Here is an 18,367-nt window from a genome sequence, read left to right on the forward strand (position 1 = left end):
TCACATACCTCCCTTCGCCTGTTGACCCCCGGATCGCATCAACTCTTCCGTTCGTTTGCGAGCCAGACTACGCTGCTTCATGGAGCGTTGCATCGTTGGGAATACAAGAGCAATAATAACGATCACCGCGGTGATCAACTTCAGATCAGATGTATCAAACCATTCGACTTGAAGGGCAAGCGCAACCACAATCCGATAAATGATTGAACCAACGATCGCTGCAAGTGTAGCCCAGAATACCGTTCTTGCTCCAAGAATGGCCTCACCGATAATCACGGAAGCCAGTCCGATAACGATCATACCGATGCCCATCGTGATGTCTGCAAAACCTGATTGCTGTGCAATAAATGCACCGGACAGGGCAACCAATCCATTGGATAAGCTGACCCCTACAATCGTAGTCACATCCGTATTTGCACCAAAGCTGCGAATCATACGTTTGTTATCACCTGTCGCGCGAAGTGCCAGTCCAACATCTGTTTTCATGAACAGATCAAGCATGATTTTAAACACCAGCACCACGATGATAATTAACACCATGACATGCTCACCTGAGAATGGATTATCCATACCCATAATGGATTTATTCGGTGCGCCAAGAATACGCATATTAATGGAGTAGAGCGCGATCATCATCAAAATCCCGGATAATAATCCGTTGATTTTGCCTTTGGTATGAAGCAGACCTGTACAAGCCCCAGCCACCATGCCGCCAGCCATTGCCGCCAAACAGGCTAGCCAAGGAGAGAAGTCATTGGAGATCATAACCGCCGCGATTGCGCCTCCTGTTGTAAAACTTCCGTCTACGGTAAGGTCAGGAAAATCGAGTATGCGGAACGTAATATATACACCAAGTGCCATCAGTGCATATAAAAGCCCCAGCTCGATCGCCCCTTCAATTGAATTCCAGCTTATACTCACACTACTTCCTCCCTGTCTATCGAAAAGAATGAGGCGAACCCGTTGCACGTTCGCCTCGCATCCATACTGCCGGATTACATTCCGGTCAGATTATTGAATCAATCTCATAACTCATTATATTAATTCTATTGAATAATGTTGTTTTCCTGGTCTTTTATTTCCGCTTTCATCTCATCCGTAACCGTGATACCTTGGGCTTCAGCTGCTTTCAGGTTCAGGATCAGATCCAGTTTGTCCGGAACGGTGACTTTCATATCACCAGGTTTTGTACCATTTTTCAGAATGTCCGCGGCCATCTCACCCACCTGATATCCATGGTCATAATATTTGAAGCCAACGGTTGCGAAAGCTCCTTTTTCAACGGTATCCCGATCACTGGAGAAGAACGGAATTTTATTACTGTTGGCCGTTTGGATGATCGTATCCACCGCACTCACGACAGAATTATCCAGCGTGATGTAGAAGGCGTCTACTTTGCCAACAAGAGAATCCGTTGCCTGTTTTACTTCAGATGTATTCGTAACTGGTGCTTTCACCAGCTTGATATTATGTGTTGCGAGTGCTTTTTCTGCGTTATCTGCCATAACCACCGCATTTGGTTCACCTTCGTTAATGACCAAGCCTACCGTTTTCACATCCGGCAGATTTTTAGCGATAAAGTCAGCCAATTGTACGATAGCCTCCGGATTCGTATCCGATGCACCTGTAACATTGCCGCCCGGCTTGTCCATATCGGTCACCAGTTTGGCACCCAGTGGGTCTGTCACTGCTGCGAACAGCAATGGCTTGTCCTTCACTTGTTGAGCCAGCGCCAGAGCAGATGGTGTTGCGATTCCGAGTACGAGGTCATTTTTGGAATCACCCGAGATTTTCTGTGCAATGGACAAGTTGTTCGTCGAATCACCTTGCGCGTTATTGTAATCGATTTTGAGGTTCTTGTTCTCTTCAATGCCTGCTTCCTTCAGGGCTGCGATGAAACCTTCGCGTGTAGCATCCAAGGATGGATGTTCAACAATCTGTGAGATGGCAATCTGATATGATTTTTCCTCACTGCCTCCACCTGTTGTAGTCCCCGATCCTTCGGATTCCGAGCCTGTACCGCTGTTATTTCCGCAACCTGCTGCAACGATCATTGAAGCAACCATCATCAGTGACATCCAAAATTTCTTTTTCATGTGTGAGAACCCCTCTCCATCTTATAAAATGTGGTTACCCTTATCTAGATTCCATTGACACGATAGGGCGGGACAAAACAAACGCTTCAACGCATTGTTGCTTTGATCGACAAAAGCAGACAAATATAGACTTTTCTCATGCGACTGAAGTCCATGACCCGTGTTGGTGTTTTATTGTTCCCCTAATATTAAGGGGCGTCCCGATATCCGTCAATGGTTGAACCGCTTCCAATTTACTTTCATCATATGGTTGTGATAGAAAACATTACATAAAACATAAAAACCACCCACATTGTTCTGTAGATGGTCGCCATGGGTACAACAAATAAGGTCCTACTCATGAAAATGGAATATGAAGTCTTCTTCTAATCTCGTCCACGAGCATTGTTTTCTCCCCTTCCTATATGGCATCCGCGATCAATTTGCGTACCGCAACAAGCTTAATCCAGGGTTCGATATCTGCATAACCAATACCGGACAACTTCTCATACTCCTCCATAAAGATGCGAATGCTGGAATAAAGGTATCATGCTCTCGAAGGAGTATGTTACCCGGGTTGGGATTACCGTGACATAGTTGCTGCTTCATGGGTAATTGATAACTGGGCAATCACGGCAGCTATCTCCGCTCCAGACAAGTATTGTGCTTCATCATGAGATTTTTCATATTTAAAATTTTCAAAAAAAGAGGCATCCCTCCCAATGTACTTTGGGTATGGTCGCCTTATATCAATCAAAGGATAGCTCCAGAGTGCTTATTCCTTTTCTTTTTGCAGTTCCTCTAATTCAGATGAGGTTAGCCCGGTAGCCTTAATAATTGTAGCCTGATCAAGACCTAAAGTGAGCATATTCATTGCGATTTTCCGCTTGCTCTCAGCTTCACCTTCTTTGATCCCTTCTTCGATTCCTTTTTGAATTCCTTCCTCCATGCCTTTCTTGAGACCCTCTTCTCGTGCACCCTCAATCATGGAAGCTTCGTCCCATAGAAATTTCTGACGGTCGATATATCGTTGACGTGCTTGCTCATCCTGGCTCAGAAACTCTAATACACTCATGGCTTTTTTCAAAGCCGGTTCCGGTTCGTGCATCATTAACGCCTCCCAGCTTGATTTAGTCATTCCTTTCAGAAATAACAGCCAACGCACCAATCCATCCTTTATTTGAATATTTTCATCATTCAGCTTTGGTATTTCCATAAAATGAATCTCTATAACATCCGTCAACGGAATATCAGTATGGTCTTCTCTTAAATGAAATACGTTGTGGTACTGATCATTAGCGAGCATTTTAAAATTAACAATGTTGATCGCTACGCATTTTTTGAGTTGACTATATCTCTGTCCTTCAAGTAATTGTCCGGAATATTGTTTACCCCAATAGAACAAAGTCCTCTTCTCTAAATCATACTGATTAAACAACTGCATTTCAACATTAATTAGCTCACCTTGATCTGTTTTGGCCCGTATGTCCAGTATGGACTGTTTATCTCTCGGTGTATCCTTGTCCAGATAAGGGTTAATTAACACAATCTCGGTCAGTAAAGATTCACCTGCATTTTTGAAGGTATGATTCAGAAAAGCCAAAAGAACATCCTTATTCTCTTCACTTCCAAAGATTCGTTTAAACACATAATCGTTCTTGGGATCAAGCAACTCTGTCATTATTATTCACTCCTACGCGCAAAATGGACAGGATATATCTGCTGAAGTATCAGCAAATATAAGGATGCGAACATGCATTGGATTTTAGTTCCATTATAACACGCATCGCCATACGAAAATAGCGTTTATACGTAATTAATTATCAAAAAAAGAGACTATTTCGACGAATCGAAACAATCTCTTTGTATAAACCAGTTAATTCCCCGACGCTTCGCGAATCTCATACTTGCACCTTTTGCCGCCATCGGCGTAACATTCGGTACGCTCCACCTCAGCTTGAAGCAGCGAGCGGAACAGATCGAGTTCACAGCGGCAAGCCTGCTTGTATACACTCGCGACTTGCACAATCGGGCAATTCATTTCCGTAATGACGTAGGTTCCATCTTCTTCTCTGGACGCATCCGCCATATATCCGTTGGCATTCTGGATTCGCGCGAGTTCCTCCACCCGTCCGGCCAGATCCTGGCCCTCCATCTGTGGCAATCCGCTACGAAGCAGCTTGTCCCGGCGACTCTCGAACAATGCATCCACCACACCGCTCCCGGCTGAGTCAGACAATTCTTCAAGTAGCTCCAGCGTAAGGGACGAATATGATTTCGGGAAAAAGCTGTCCCCACGTACCGTCAATTGGTACACCGAGGACGGACGTCCAGCCGTAGCCCGCGCCTCCCGAACCTCGATCCAGCCGTCCTGCTCCAGTGCCGTCAGATGACGGCGAATGGCCATGCCGGTCAGACCCAAATCAGCTGTCATTTCCCTCGCGGTCAATGTGCCTTGCTGCTTCAGCATGAACAAAATCCGTTCACGCGTCGTTCGTTCCTCTTCACGCTTCACGATCAGCACCTGCTCTCCTGCTTATGCGTGTACCGGTGCTGCCTCCCGGCAAGCATCCGAGCAAAAGCGGTTATGCGTCTCTTCGCAATCCTCACAGCTTACGTGCTGCAGGTTGCAGGTTGGACAATTAATATATCGGTCATGTGTCGTTCCACAGTGATAACAGCTGGCAATGACAATATCCTCGTCTGTCCGGTTAATCGGCACAGAGATTCGCTCATCAAACACGTAACACTTGCCATCAAACAGATGGCCTTGTACTTCAGGGTCTTTACCGTACGTGACAATACCGCCATCCAATTGAGCCACGTCCTGGAATCCTTCATTGATCATGAAGCCAGTCAGCTTCTCGCAGCGAATGCCGCCAGTACAGTAGGTAATAATCGTTTTGTCCTTCATGTCACCCAGGTTCTCCCGAATCCACTCCGGAAACTCACGGAACGACTCAACATCTGGACGGATAGCCCCGCGGAAATGGCCGATTTCGTATTCGTAATCATTGCGACCATCGATAACGATAACATCATCACGTTGCAGATGCTCATGGAACTCTTTCGGTGAAAGGCGTTTGCCGCTAATCACATTTGGATCAAGGTCTTCGTCCACGCGGAACGTAACCAGCTCTGCTTTGTGACGAACAAAGATTTTTTTGAACGCATGCTCTTCCACATCATCAATCTTGAACACCATATCGCTGAACAGCGGGTTCGCATGCATGTCTTTCATATACTGTTCCGTCTGTTCTGGCGTTCCGGATACCGTGCCGTTAATACCTTCGGATGCGATCAGAATACGGCCTTTCACACCGAGGTCCTTGCAGTATTGCAGATGCTCTTGTGTAAACGTCTCAGGGTCTTCAATCTTCACGAACTTATAATATAAAAGCACGCGGTACGCGCTGTTACACATGTATATCACCTGTTCCTATTCCATGTTGTTATTAGCCGGATCATCCGGCAAGACGACTACGTTGCACCCTTACTTGTAAAAAGAAAAGAAACAGCCGCCCGAAACTTCGTCTCGAACTGCTGCCTGACATTCGACTTTTATTCCTGCATTCTAGTTTATCGGAAGCGGAATAGCTTAGTCAATATAAATGTATAGAAAGGGATGAAAGATATGGAACATATCTATCCGCAACAATTATCCTATTCCGAGATCGTAATGACCGAGGTCACAAAGTGATAAGACTCGTTCTCCAATATGGCCTGCGATAAAAGAATCTTGTTGCCTTTCGGACTCCAGGCGAGCGGGTCAGAGGCGTTGTCCATATCCGCCGAGATCTGGAACTGCTCAGCCGACTCCGTGTTGGAGACAAACAGCCCTTTCTCATTATCATTCTCAGAATTGATGGTGTATGCAATCTTGGAATCATCACCCGACCAGCTTGTGCCGAAAATCTGCGTGCCTCTGGCGAGAGTGGCCTTCTCATTGCCTTCTAGATCGGTGAGCACCAGCGCCCGTTTGGTATCCGCTGTTCTTTTCACAATCGCAAGCCTTGTTCCGTCATTGGAAGGAATGACCCACTCCACACTTTTCAGCACCTGTTTCACGTCACCCGTCTTCACGTCATATGCATTCAACTGGCCGTCTTCGCCCGTAATATAATAGATGGTATCATTCGCAACCTTGATGCTTCGAACATTGAAATTGCCTGTCTCCACCAGCACTTTCGTTGTACCGTCCACACTTGCCGAGATGAGATCACCCTTCATATTGGGAAAAACAACATGGTCATTATCGAGCCACGCACCCTCTTGGATAAATCCATCCTCCTTACCAGCAGGGGTTGTTTCCCCGTTATGCAGGTTCAGAATATAGCCTTTTCCCGTGTTTTCCTCCGGCTCCCGATAGAATAGGTACTGACCATCCGGTGACACCAGCGGTGCACCAAGATTCGCTTCACTTTCCTTGAGCGGCGTATCTGTACCTTTGGTTAGATCATACATGTATAAGTTATGCGGGTACCTTTCCTGACCTTCAACGGTGACGGGTTTCAAGGACTTGTTCTCCTTGTCGGATACAATCCAATCATCACTGAGCCAGGTAATCCCGCGCATATTTGGCAATTTATCTATTTTCTCCAGCTTAAAGCTCTGGTAGACGGATGTGTTGGTGTTATCTTTCACCGTAATATCGGTTCCCGTCTTCCCGCCTTGTGTGTTGTCCCCCGGCTCTGTTATTCCCCCGCATGCTGCTGTTGTTAACAGGACGATGGCCCCGAACGTGCCCAAAGCTGCTTGTTTCCAATTCATCATGGTCCCCCCTGGTTTCTCTTCTATAAGACCAAGCATACACACGGCATACTTCCAAAGTTATTCAGACTTGTTTCGAACTTGTAAACTTGCATCAGCCAAAGGAAATACGAGTTGGAATGCCACACCTTCCCCATCTTCTGGATCACCCGACAGCAGGGTGATTGTACCGCCCTGTTTTTCAACAAACTGCTTCACGAGAGATAGTCCCAGTCCTGTTCCGCCAGTTTTTCTGGCCCTGTCTTTGTTCACGGTGTAAAAGGGTTCAAAAATCTTCTCCCGTGCCTCTGCCGGAATCGGTGTACCCGAGTTGTAGATGCGAATGACCGCTTGACGCCCCTGCATCCGTAGTTCACTCTTCACCCGGATCACACCATCCGGAACGTTATATTTGATCGCATTATCCAGCATGTTGATGAAAATATGCATAAGACTCTCCCGATCACTGCGGATCACCGCCGGTTCAAGATCCAGTTCCATGTTCAGCGCAAACTTCTCCGCTTTCCCACGCATCCGGCCACAGGCATCCTCCAGCAGAGCACTGACCTCTACATCTTCGGCCTGGTTCTCGAAGTCATACTTCTCCAGGGCAGATAAATGTAATACTTTCTCCACCATCTCGTACAGCCGCTCCGTTTCTTTGCCAATGTTACTTGTGGCATCATCAAGCAGTTGCGGATCATCCTTATACATGTCGAGTAGCTCCACATAAGCTTTGATCGACGTTAGCGGTGTCTTGAACTCATGGCTGATGTTACCGATATATTGTTTCTGTTGCTGTTCCAGCGCCTGAAGCTTCTTAATCGCCAGTTGCAGCTTCTCCTGCTCCGCATGCATGGCTGTGATGTTTTGCTGAATGGATGTACTCATATAATAAATGCCCTGCCCCAGCTCCCCCAGTTCATCCTTGCGCCTTACAGGAGACTCCGTAATGTAGTTCCCTTCGCGAATGGAGTCTGCGGACCTCTTCAGCCGGGTAATCGCGACAGCAAACCGATTGTAGAACAGATAACCTAATATGAAGCTCAGCGCCACAACGGTAATTCCGGCCCAGATGAACAATTGAAGGATGCGAGTATAAAATTCATGGTAGCTCTGGACAGGATATTGTATCCATACGGCGCCCATCTGTCCATCCGGACCATCCAGCGGTGCGGCATAGAGCAGGGTCTCACCCTGCTCATGATAGGCTATTTTATTTTGCAGCGCATAGTCTAGCGTTTCCTGAACAAGTTCACTCTCGCTGGAGGCGAAGGATGCTCCCACCTGCTGGCCTGTCATGTTATAGAGTGCTATTGGCAATCCGGTAGAGTTGGCCAGTTCCTGTGCCAGCCTGCGGCCATTTCGCTGTAAAAAAACGTCCTGATCCAGATGAACGGACTCGGTGTAGTAGGACTGTCTCACATTCAGATTCACCAACCGTGTCTGCTGCGATAAAATACCTTCAATCTGTGACTGCTGATTGCGTTCAATACCGCGCAGGACCAGTGAACTAAGTACAACCACGGTCAGGATAAGCAAGGCTGCCAGAAAAACACTGAACTTCAGCTTGATGCTGACTCTCATATGGCCCCGCCTGTTTCAGGAGCAGATGCTTTGTAACCAATCCCGTATACGGTCTGCAATTTTTGCTGATCTGTATCTCCAATTTTCTTACGCAAACGCTGGATGTGAATGTCCACGGTCCGTGTCCCACCCGCATATTCCATACCCCAGACCCGATCCAAAAGATCATCTCGTGTATACACACGCTCAGGATTAGACATGAGAATGGTTAGCAGATCGAACTCTTTTGGGGTCAGATCCAGCTTCTCCTCATTCACGGTCACGGTGCGGTGAGCAACATGAATACGCAGTGTGCCATTCACGATGGCCTGATTCTTCGAATCGTCAGGTGGTGGACTGCTTTTCTCGACACGGCGCATGAGCGCTTTCACCCTTGCGAGCAGTTCACGGATCTCGAATGGCTTGGTCATATAATCATCGGCGCCCATTTCCAGGCCAACGATTTTATCCACGATATCATTTTTGACAGTTAGCAAAATAATGCCGATATCCTCCCGGTCTTCCAGCCTCCGGCATACACCGTACCCATCAAGTCTTGGCATCATGACGTCCAGAATCATGACTTGCGGGTGAAACGATGCGACCTTAACCAAGGCCTCTTCGCCGTCACTCGCAGTCTCTACTTCATATCCTTCGCGCCGCAGCGCGTAAGCAATGGCACTGACGATGCTTGATTCGTCATCTACCACGAGCACTTTTTTATTCATGGGATTCATCCTCTTTATCTATGTCATGAGTTAGTTTATGGGTCTATGTTAGCAAGGTCCGTGGGAATTAGCTATGGATGAGTTTGCAATTTGTATGAGAGACTTTCATCCTCTCAGCTTGGACTTGGCTCTACTTTCTTTATACCCCAAAGGCAACAAAAAGAGCCAACCCATCATTGGATTAGCCCTTGATCTATAGATTTCCAATTCATGTTACTGTTTATGTCAGCCGATTAATGCCACCTTCTGCATTTACTCCTCAAATGACAGATTCAGCGGATCGTCCGGCATCTCATACTCTGTCTCCATATGTGTCAGCGGTGTGTTCAGATCAACTTCTTCGAAGCGGAAGCTGTCGACCCACACTTTTCCTTTACCGTTCAAAATAACCCCGAATGAAATGACCGCGCTGCCCTCCGGTACATCAAGCACAATACTATACTGATTCCATGGCTGCGTACCCGTAATTGGCCGATCATGCATGTTATCAAATTGGAGTACATCATGAACGTTATTATCCACACGCATCCATAATCCGCAGAACGCATCCACATGCTCGGTCTTCACGAATCCCGATAACTTCATCCGCTTGCCCACATACTTGTCTGCTCTGAACTGTTGCATCATAGTTGCAAATTCGTTGGGCTCCATCGGCGTAACTGCCTTCAAATATCCTGAAGCTTTTCCCTGATGCACTTCGGCAGGATCAATGCCCATCTCATAATTTTGCGGATGACTTCCGGTTAACATCCAACCTGTAATCGTTGACGTCTGATTCATCTGTAATTCCCCTCCTCTGGTTCTTCCTTCGAATAATTTCAGATCGAACAATTTGCGAAAACGTCCTGGTGGCATGCCATATAATTTACGAAATGCACGGGTGAACGCTTCCTGACTCTCAAAGCCACATGCCAGCGCGATGTCCAAAATGCCCGCATCCGTCGATCGGAGGGTCGTGGACGCCAGACTCATCCGACGGTTTCGGATATAATCCACCACGGTCATGCCCACCTCATTACGGAAAATCCGATGGTAGTGATATGGCGACAACAAGGCCTCGGATGCCACTTCTTCCAGTCCAATCTGCTCATGCAGATGAGTCTCAATATAGAACAAACTTTGCTGAATCATTGCACGGTAACGGCTCAACTGTGGTAAAGCCCCCTTCCATATCCTTACTATACGTGAATGATGTCATCGCCGTTTTGATCATTTTTGCTATCTTCACTTCGGTTGGCCTCTATCCCGAACGCAAAAAAGAGCCAATTACGGATGGAATCCTTTCCGTAATTGACTCTTCTGGGAAACTGCTGCCCTGTGGCTACTGTAGAGCCATTTCATTGATCTACAGCAGGTTCATTTAACTATTTGCTTTGTTTATCCGCACAACACTTCGTCAGACAGCCGGTACCGGCTGTGCACCAACCTCTTCGTCATCATGCTCCACCAGTTCATGTTTCTCCCAAGCTCTACTCTTCCAGCGGAAGTACATAATAACCGCGCGGGTCCACTCATCCGCCGCAATGGCAAGCCACACACCAGCGAGCCCCAGATGAAGCTTGAATATGAGCAGGTACCCCAGTGGCAGACTCATGCAGACCATGGAGATCAGCCCCATGTATACCGGGAATTTTGCATCCCCTGCCGCACGCAGGGAACCAATGATTACAATATTGCAGGTACGTCCGGTTTCGAGCAAAAGACTGAGCAAAATTACCTGAGCCCCCAGCTTGATAATTTCCGGATTATCCGTAAATATGCTCATCAGAGGCACACGGAAAAAAATGATGATTACATCAATGATAACCGTGGCCAGAAGGGCCCATTTTACACTGTCAAAAACACGTTTGTACGCATCGTCTTTGCGCCGCGCACCCACAAGCCGGCCTACAATAATCGATGTCCCCATACCAATCGCCATGCTGAACAAGTAGATATAGCTGGAGATATTACCCGCATACTGCTTGGTTGCCATAGCTTCTGCACCCAGATAGGTCACATACAGCGTGAACACGAGCTGGCAGGAATGATATACCATCGATTCCATCGCAGACGGAATGCCAATCCGCAGAATTTTGCCAATGAATTTCTTGGACAACTTAATGTAGTATTCAAAATCCACCCGTACCTCGCTCACACGATACAACAACCAGAAGAAGATCAGCAGGCAGATAAACCGGCTTCCCACCGTGGAGATTGCTGCACCTTCCACCCCAAGCTTTGGCAGGCCGAAGTGTCCAAAGATCAATGCATAGTTACCAACAACGTGAATCACGTTCATGAATACAGCAACATACATCGTTTCTTTGGTGTAACCATGTGTACGAATCGTCGCAGCCAGCGCATTAATGAGTGCCTGGAGGAAGATCCCGCCACCAACGATATTTATATACGAACGGGCAAAATCATAAATTTCGCCTTGAATATTCAGAAGTGTTAGCAATTGTCCTCCGAACAGAAGGAAGATTCCGCTCAGGACCAGACCTACGATAAGATTCAGTGTGATCGCATTACCTGTAACCTGCGCTGCTTCACTTAACTTTTTCGATCCGATATATTGTGCGACTACAATCGCAGCACCATGTCCAATGACTTCCAATACAAGGATAGCGATAGAAATAATCTGATTGGCTGCTCCAACGCCGGAGACCGCATTATCGGACACCGAGCTGAGCATGAGCGTATCCACGCTCCCCATCAACATAAATAAGAAGAGTTCCAAGAAAATAGGCCATGTCAGTCGAATCAGATTCAGATCCTTGGCATCAGAACGAAGGGACTCTTTGGTTGAGGATATTGCTGTCATTTTCTCACCTTTCCCATGTGGGCTTTAATTCTTAGGGTATGTTAGCACAGGTGGTTTGAAAATGCAGTAGTTTTGCGAAAATAGTTGAAAGTTTTTTGTAATTCCATAAATAGGTATTTTCAGCGTTTTCATCAAGCCCTGTTTCCGTACGCCTGCCCGAGGTTTTAGAAGATAAAAAAGGCCCCTCCCGACTCGCTTTTAAGCAAGTAATGGAAGGACCTAGATCCTTAGCCTTTTAACCTTTAACAGAACCCGCAGCAATTCCCTCTACGATTCGATTACTCAGGATGAGAAACGCAATCAGGATCGGCAAAATACTAATCATCAGCGTTGCACCAATCGCTCCCCAATCTGTTGTATATTGACCGATAAAGTTCTGTACCCCAACAGTTAAGGTCTTGTACGAATCTGTACTGATGAACGTATTAACAAAGATAAATTCATTCCAGTTATAGATCATGTTGATGATCGCCGTTGTGGAAATGACCGAAGACGTCATCGGCAGCACAATCCGAAAGAAAATCCGATGCACGGAGCAGCCATCCATCACTGCGGCTTCTTCCACTTCACGGGGAAGCGCGTAGTAGAATCCCAGTAGAATCATAATGGTAATTGGCATATTAAAGGCAATATAAGACAAGATGACTGACAAAGGATGATCGGTGAGATTAAGCTTCAGGAACAAGCTGAACAGTGGGATCAATGTGGAGTGCACAGGGATCATTAGACCCACCATGAATAACCCCAATATCAACGAGCGACCCTTCCAGCGCATACGTGTAATGGCAAAGGTCACCAGACTGGCAAACAGCACGGTGAACACAACCGAGACCGCCGTAATCCATACACTGTTGAAGAAGTATAAGCTGATATTTCCCTCTGTCCATACCTTGACATAGTTTTCCCAACGCGGGGTAGCAGGAAGGGAAAAAGGCGCCATGTCGAATACTTCCTGATTATTTTTAAGCGAGAATAACAGCAGCCATACCAAGGGCAAAATTTGCAGCAAAGCTACCAGGGACAAGAGGAAATACAGCAGAACATATCCGAATCTCCTTAACCATGCCGAACCTCGGCCTGTCCCCGGGTAAGTTGGCAATCTTACAGCCGTATCCGTCTTCACCGGGATGGACCTCCTTTCATTTCACTAGGGCGTGTCTGGAAACTCCGAAGGTGGCAGATTTTGCCGAATTTTCGTTCCAAGCAAGGAAATTTTCCGCAGGCGTGCCGGGGCACGTCAAGGGAAAGTGACGCAGCAGGGGGCGAAAAGGCGGTAAAAGATGCACTTCAGCGAGTTTTCAGACACGAACTAGCGTCAGGAATACTGGATCGTATCTTTGGATGCTGTCGCTTTTCGAAGCAGCCAGGTAACCAGCAGACAGATCAAGAGCAGGAAGAAACCTACAGCACTGCCGTAACCAAAGTCGAAGCTACGGAACGCCTGACGATACATATAGGAGGCCATCACTTCGCTGGAACCATTCGGTCCGCCATCGGTCATCACGTAGATGAGATCAAAATACTTGAGTGAACCTACCACAGCCAGTACAACGGTCACCTTGATCACCTCAGTAATAAGCGGCAGCTTGATTCGAAAAGCGATCTGCCAAGGGCTTGCTCCATCAATCCGGGCTGCTTCCACCAGAGATTCCGGAATATTTTTGAGTGCCGCATAATAGATCAAAATATAGAAGCCTGCATACTGCCACAGTATCGGTACGAACAATGCATACAGCACCAGGGATGGTTCCGCCAGCCAGGCTGGCGGATTGCTGAAGCCGATCGCTTCCAGAAAGGTGTTCAGCACACCATTGCTGGGATGATAGATCTTCAGCCATAACTGGGCGATCGCGACCGAAGACAGCAGCATCGGGATCAAATATATTTTGCGGAACAGATTGGCACCCTTGATTTTGCCTGACAGCACCAAAGCAATCATCAGATAACCGATCAGACTCAGCGCAGAGAACAAAGCAAGCAAAAAAGTATGACCCGCACTCTGCCAGAATGTTCCGTCCTGAAGCAGTCTGGCGTAATTATCCAATCCAATATAGGTCATTGCACCGATCCCGTCCCATTGCATCAACCCATAATACCCGGTGAGCACGATCGGGATGTAAACCAAGACCAGCAGCAGAAGCAGTGCAGGAAGCACGTACAACGCAGCAACGAGACGGTTGGACATGACTTTGTCCATCACATTATCCTCCCTTCAAGCGTTCAAACGTGTGTACGTCAATTGCCTTTATCAATCGCAGCCTGATGATTCTTCACAAAGTCCTCCGGTGTTACCGCTTTGCCAAACAACGCCTGAATCATATCCAGATGAGCCTGAGCGGCTGCCGGTTTCATCTGTACGTCTGCAAAGAGTGTGAGACTGCTGGCCTGATTCAATTCGTTCAGCAGGTCAATATAGAGCTGTGGCAGCTGTACTGCAGCCGTATCCACTTTGGTTGCCGGGATGACGCCTGCTTCAGTCACCGAACTCTCACCCCATTTTTCTACAAAGTATTGCACGAACTTCGCCGGTTCTTCCTTCACTTTGGAGTTCTGGGCCACGAACAGCCCTACGCCTGGTCCACCTACCCAGCTGTTAATATCGCTCTTGCCATCTTCCATCGTTGGGAATTTGAAAAATCCGATCTTGTCCTTGAATTCCTGCGGGATGTCCGGGTTAGTCGTGAAGTTTGGCAGTTCCCAGGTGCCCATCAGGTACATGGCCGCCTTTTCGTTCATGAATTCGGATTTGCCCTCATCGTTGGACAACCCGTTGAAGCCTTTGTTGAAGGCATTCATATCCACCAGCTTTTGTACCTCGGCAGCAGCTTGAGTCAGCGCAGGATCGTCAAACTTGCCGGAGCCATTGATCGCCTTTTCCAGTGCATCTCCACCTAACCGATTCGCCAGATACATATACCAGAGTGAGCCAGTCCAGCGGTCTTTATTACCCAGTGCGATCGGAACCTCACCGTTATCTGTCAGTGTCTTAAGCACACTCAGGAATTCATCGTATGTTGCTGGCGGCTGCAAATTATATTTCGCAAAAATGGCTTTGTTATAATAAATGGGGGAGATATTCAACTCGATTGGTAACGCATACGTTTTGCCGTCTATGGCATAGGCTTCTGTTGTTCCGGCTATGAATTTTTCGCCCAGCGAGCCGCTCAGCAGATCATCGACCGGTGCAAACAGATTCCCCTTCACATAAGGCTCCAGAAATCCAGCAGCCCAAGTTACACCCACATCGGGAAGTTCATTGGATGCCGACAGGATTTTCAATTTGTTCTTGTATTGTTCATTCTCCAGCACTTCCTGCTTAATGGTCACATTGGGATGATCCGTCTGATACTGCTTGATGATATCGTTGACCAGTTTGTTTTGCTGTGCGGAACTGCCTGCTGGCCAGAGGTGCATGAATTTGAGGGTTACTTTCCCATCTGTGCCGTTGCTGCCTGTTTCACCCTCTTGATCCGAACTTGAACTGTTACATCCGGATAAAATTATGGCGAGAACCAGCGTCCATGACAGAAGAATGGCCATCGTCTTTTTGCTCATTATTCCAACCCCCTTGGTTTGTTCGGTTAATGTAACCGCTTTAACCAAATTGTAGCACGGGCCTATCACACCTATAAGACCAGAGTAATTTGGAAAAACTCCACTTTTTTGAGGTTATTTGTTATCTCGTTCAGATAGGGAATGCCGATATTTGCTTGGACTTAGCCCCTCAAGGCTTTTAAATACCGTGATAAAATACTTATCCGTTTGATAACCCACCTGTTCCGCAATCTCCGAGATGGGCATCGTTGTCTGCACAAGCAACTCCTTCGCGCGCTGAATGCGTTTGCGGGTAAGATATTCACTAAAATTGATGCCGATCTGTTCCTTAAACAATACGCTGAAGTAACTGGAGTTGAGATGGAGCAAATCAGCGATTTCACGCATGGTCACATGTTCACCCAGATGAGTATCCACATAGGTCAAAGCTTCACTGATCTGGCTATTGAGCCTTTGTTCCCCGCGCTCTTTAACATCCAGCAGCTTGGGGTCAACCATTTCTTGCATTGTTTGAATACGTCGCTGTTGTTCGCTGAACTTTAGGGCTTTTTCGACGGTCTGCAGCAATTGTTCCTTATCAATCGGTTTCAACATATACTCCACAACACCCAACTTAATGGCCTGCTGGGCGTATTGAAAATCGGCATGTCCTGACATAATCAGGACAACAGGCTTGTTCGAAAAATGTTGAATGGCTTCAATCAGAGACAAGCCGGAGAATTCGGGCATGCGAACATCCGTTATTAACAGGTCTGCCGGCTTTTTCTTGAGCCATTCGACAGCCTCGACGCCACTTTCTGCAGTCTGAATGTGATTTCGTCCTGCCGACCATCCTTCCAGTGTTTTGCGAATACCCTCTCTTGTACGCGGCTCATCATCCACGATAAGAATTGTTTTGTCATGAATCATATGCACCCTCCGTTCCCATGGGAATCTCAAAGCAAATGACAGTTCCTTCCCCAACCTTACTTGTTATGGAAAGCCTGCAACGTTCGCCAAGTTGGCTGCCAAAGTAAAGCATCAGTCGCCGATGTACGTTGATTAGACCTACACCTGTCCCCTTCTTGGACACAGCCGGCCCGCCATGTAAAGCATGAATGACAGATTGTAGCCGTAATTCATCCATACCGGGACCATCATCCCGAACCTCAATGCGAACCAGATTCGCCTCGGTCGAAGCATCCACATGGATGCTTATCTTTCCCGGTCCCAGTTTACTTTCAATCCCATGGAGAATCGCATTTTCGACCAAGGGCTGTATAAGAAGTTTAGGAATTGCGACCTTACGCACCGTATCACTCAGCTGAATCTCCCATTGCATTCTCTCTCCCAACCGCATCTGCATAATTTGAAGATAACGCTCAGCGTGTTCCAACTCTTCGGCCATCGTAACCCATTCATCCTGCTGCGAACTGGAGATGATGTAGCGAAATAATCGGGACATCGCCACAACCATACGTGCCATCTCCTCGTCTCCCTTTTCCTCAAGGGACCAATAGAACGCCTCCAGGGTGTTGAATAAAAAATGGGGATTAATCTGAGACTGCAACGCCTTCAGCTCAGCCCGGGACTGCATGACTTCCTTCTCATGAACCACACGGGTCAATTCGTTCTGCCTGTAGACCATCTGGTTATATACGTCGTTAAGTTCATTGATCTCCATAGTAAAGCTGACCATTAGATTAGGTCTCATTGCTCCCGGCTGTGCACTGCGCATGGCCCGCATCAGGCGTATGAGCGGACGTGTAATCATCGTGGACAGAAAGAAGGACATGATAAGGAACAGAACAACACCAATCATTCCCGAGACGAGCAGCGCCGTCCTCAGGATGGATACACCTTCCGTTGTCTCCCGCAGCGGGGTCAGGACAGCAAGTGTCCATCCCGTTAACTCCGATTTTTGCCGGACGACGATGTAGGATTCCTCCCCGTTTTGCACGACTGATCCGCTGTCCAATATGGCTTTGGGATCAAGATTAATCTCCAGATCGGAAGTCACCACTTCTCCTGCCCCATCCAAGAGCATGATCGAGTCCTGCGAACCATCTGCCCCGTTCGAATCATTGAGTTGAAAAAAGCTGCGCTGCATCCGCACTACCACATATCCCCCATGTTCAAAAGAATGATCCAGCAGGTTAATCCGCCGAATAGCCAGGAGCACACCAGGATCTTCAGGGTCAGCACCTGCCCATACCAGTCTGCCTTTTCCTTCATCCGCCAGGTTGATCCAGTTGCGCTCTACTCTGAGATCGAGGGATCGGTCATCCATCGGAAATATGCGGTTATAACCCGTAGTGTATATCTCCATACTTTGCGCTCCGTTGATGAAAGACTGATAACTGCCTGCAATCTGCAAGAGCGCTTGGCGCTGATTAAAGGTAGCCGGGTTGCCTTGCTTCTCATCGCTAAGCAGACGCTGCACGTATGAATCATCCGCTACCTGGGCGGTCAGCGAATTCACTTGTGCAATGAGTGCATCCAATCTGCCACTGGCTTGGACAGCGGTTTGATGAATATGTTTCTCTGCATTGCTTTTCAGCAGAGCAGCTACCCGATCATAGGCCGATATGCCTGCGAGCAGCAGAACAACAAGCATCACCATAACAAAACCAATGAAGATCTGATTGCGAAGTGAGTTAAATTGTCCTTTTCTCCCGTGCAACTTCCCCATTCTCCTCTCTTTTTGGCATGTAAAAGAACCCACCACCTTACGCCCGTGCTCTTGAAGACTGGGTACAAACGATGCCGGATTTATCTACGTATTCAGTTCCCCTATATAAAATGAACGAAAGAATATTTACACTAGCCACTACGATGACAGAATAACCTTCCAATCGCTGTTATCCCCAGATTTTTTGATTCCCTTTTTAAAGGGGAAAATCCGGGGA

The 18,367-nt window shown here is 47.3% G+C and carries 15 protein-coding genes; all 15 read right to left on the reverse strand.

Going from position 1 to position 18,367, the window contains the following annotated elements; all coding sequences use genetic code 11:
- The 15 genes from V6669_RS28705 to V6669_RS28775 all read right to left on the reverse strand — a co-directional run bounded on the left by V6669_RS28705 (position 1) and on the right by V6669_RS28775 (position 18,141).
- Positions 1-921: an ABC transporter permease gene (locus V6669_RS28705; protein ID WP_036606658.1), complete on the reverse strand. Its 921-nt coding sequence runs from the start codon at positions 919-921 to the stop codon at positions 1-3.
- A gap of 125 nt (positions 922-1,046) precedes the next feature.
- A complete protein-coding gene (locus V6669_RS28710) occupies positions 1,047-2,096 on the reverse strand; it encodes an ABC transporter substrate-binding protein (protein WP_338589114.1) in 1,050 nt (349 codons plus the stop codon).
- Between the two features lie 754 nt (positions 2,097-2,850).
- Positions 2,851-3,756 carry an Rpn family recombination-promoting nuclease/putative transposase gene (locus V6669_RS28715; RefSeq protein ID WP_338589116.1) on the reverse strand — a complete coding sequence of 302 codons (906 nt, stop codon included), beginning with the start codon at positions 3,754-3,756 and terminating at the stop codon, positions 2,851-2,853.
- Between the two features lie 195 nt (positions 3,757-3,951).
- The gene (locus V6669_RS28720) at positions 3,952-4,599 is read right to left on the reverse strand and encodes a winged helix-turn-helix transcriptional regulator (protein ID WP_338589118.1); all 648 of its coding nucleotides are present in this window, start codon (positions 4,597-4,599) and stop codon (positions 3,952-3,954) included.
- A 12-nt stretch (positions 4,600-4,611) separates the two neighbouring features.
- The gene (locus V6669_RS28725; protein ID WP_062836769.1) at positions 4,612-5,499 is read right to left on the reverse strand and encodes a rhodanese-related sulfurtransferase; all 888 of its coding nucleotides are present in this window, start codon (positions 5,497-5,499) and stop codon (positions 4,612-4,614) included.
- Between the two features lie 239 nt (positions 5,500-5,738).
- Positions 5,739-6,848, reverse strand: coding sequence for a hypothetical protein (locus V6669_RS28730; protein ID WP_338589121.1), 1,110 nt, complete (start codon positions 6,846-6,848; stop codon positions 5,739-5,741).
- Positions 6,849-6,905: 57 nt separating this feature from the next.
- A complete protein-coding gene (locus tag V6669_RS28735; RefSeq protein WP_338589123.1) occupies positions 6,906-8,411 on the reverse strand; it encodes a HAMP domain-containing sensor histidine kinase in 1,506 nt (501 codons plus the stop codon).
- Entirely contained in the window at positions 8,408-9,118 is a 711-nt protein-coding gene (locus V6669_RS28740) for a response regulator transcription factor (protein ID WP_338589125.1), read from the reverse strand. The genes V6669_RS28735 and V6669_RS28740 overlap by 4 nt, the downstream gene beginning before the upstream one ends.
- Before the next feature lie 252 nt (positions 9,119-9,370).
- Positions 9,371-10,267 carry an AraC family transcriptional regulator gene (locus tag V6669_RS28745; RefSeq protein ID WP_338589127.1) on the reverse strand — a complete coding sequence of 299 codons (897 nt, stop codon included), beginning with the start codon at positions 10,265-10,267 and terminating at the stop codon, positions 9,371-9,373.
- Positions 10,268-10,514: 247 nt separating this feature from the next.
- Positions 10,515-11,924, reverse strand: coding sequence for an MATE family efflux transporter (locus V6669_RS28750; RefSeq protein WP_253504043.1), 1,410 nt, complete (start codon positions 11,922-11,924; stop codon positions 10,515-10,517).
- 235 nt (positions 11,925-12,159) lie between these two features.
- Positions 12,160-13,023 (reverse strand): carbohydrate ABC transporter permease, encoded by an 864-nt coding sequence (locus V6669_RS28755; protein ID WP_338595079.1) that lies wholly within the window; start codon positions 13,021-13,023, stop codon positions 12,160-12,162.
- 216 nt (positions 13,024-13,239) lie between these two features.
- Entirely contained in the window at positions 13,240-14,121 is an 882-nt protein-coding gene (locus V6669_RS28760) for a sugar ABC transporter permease (RefSeq protein ID WP_338589132.1), read from the reverse strand.
- Positions 14,122-14,159: 38 nt separating this feature from the next.
- On the reverse strand, positions 14,160-15,479 hold the full coding sequence (locus V6669_RS28765) for an extracellular solute-binding protein (protein ID WP_338589134.1): 1,320 nt from the start codon (positions 15,477-15,479) through the stop codon (positions 14,160-14,162).
- 114 nt (positions 15,480-15,593) lie between these two features.
- Entirely contained in the window at positions 15,594-16,388 is a 795-nt protein-coding gene (locus tag V6669_RS28770; protein WP_076216806.1) for a response regulator, read from the reverse strand.
- Positions 16,378-18,141, reverse strand: a complete 1,764-nt coding sequence (locus V6669_RS28775) for a sensor histidine kinase (protein WP_338589137.1) — start codon at positions 18,139-18,141, stop codon at positions 16,378-16,380. Before V6669_RS28775 ends, V6669_RS28770 begins: the two co-directional genes overlap by 11 nt.
- Between the last annotated feature and the right edge of the window lie 226 nt (positions 18,142-18,367).

The sequence above is a fragment of the Paenibacillus sp. Y5S-9 genome, assembly GCF_036894235.1.
Classification (GTDB): domain Bacteria; phylum Bacillota; class Bacilli; order Paenibacillales; family Paenibacillaceae; genus Paenibacillus.

Excerpts from the sequence above, each read along its gene's own strand:
- V6669_RS28710 (WP_338589114.1), bottom strand. The coding sequence starts at position 2,096 with ATGAAAAAGAAATTTTGGATGTCACTGATGATGGTTGCTTCAATGATC.
- V6669_RS28715 (WP_338589116.1), bottom strand. The coding sequence starts at position 3,756 with ATGACAGAGTTGCTTGATCCCAAGAACGATTATGTGTTTAAACGAATC.
- V6669_RS28725 (WP_062836769.1), bottom strand. The coding sequence starts at position 5,499 with ATGTGTAACAGCGCGTACCGCGTGCTTTTATATTATAAGTTCGTGAAG.
- V6669_RS28730 (WP_338589121.1), bottom strand. The coding sequence starts at position 6,848 with ATGATGAATTGGAAACAAGCAGCTTTGGGCACGTTCGGGGCCATCGTC.
- V6669_RS28735 (WP_338589123.1), bottom strand. The coding sequence starts at position 8,411 with ATGAGAGTCAGCATCAAGCTGAAGTTCAGTGTTTTTCTGGCAGCCTTG.
- V6669_RS28740 (WP_338589125.1), bottom strand. The coding sequence starts at position 9,118 with ATGAATAAAAAAGTGCTCGTGGTAGATGACGAATCAAGCATCGTCAGT.
- V6669_RS28750 (WP_253504043.1), bottom strand. The coding sequence starts at position 11,924 with ATGACAGCAATATCCTCAACCAAAGAGTCCCTTCGTTCTGATGCCAAG.
- V6669_RS28760 (WP_338589132.1), bottom strand. The coding sequence starts at position 14,121 with ATGGACAAAGTCATGTCCAACCGTCTCGTTGCTGCGTTGTACGTGCTT.
- V6669_RS28765 (WP_338589134.1), bottom strand. The coding sequence starts at position 15,479 with ATGAGCAAAAAGACGATGGCCATTCTTCTGTCATGGACGCTGGTTCTC.
- V6669_RS28770 (WP_076216806.1), bottom strand. The coding sequence starts at position 16,388 with ATGATTCATGACAAAACAATTCTTATCGTGGATGATGAGCCGCGTACA.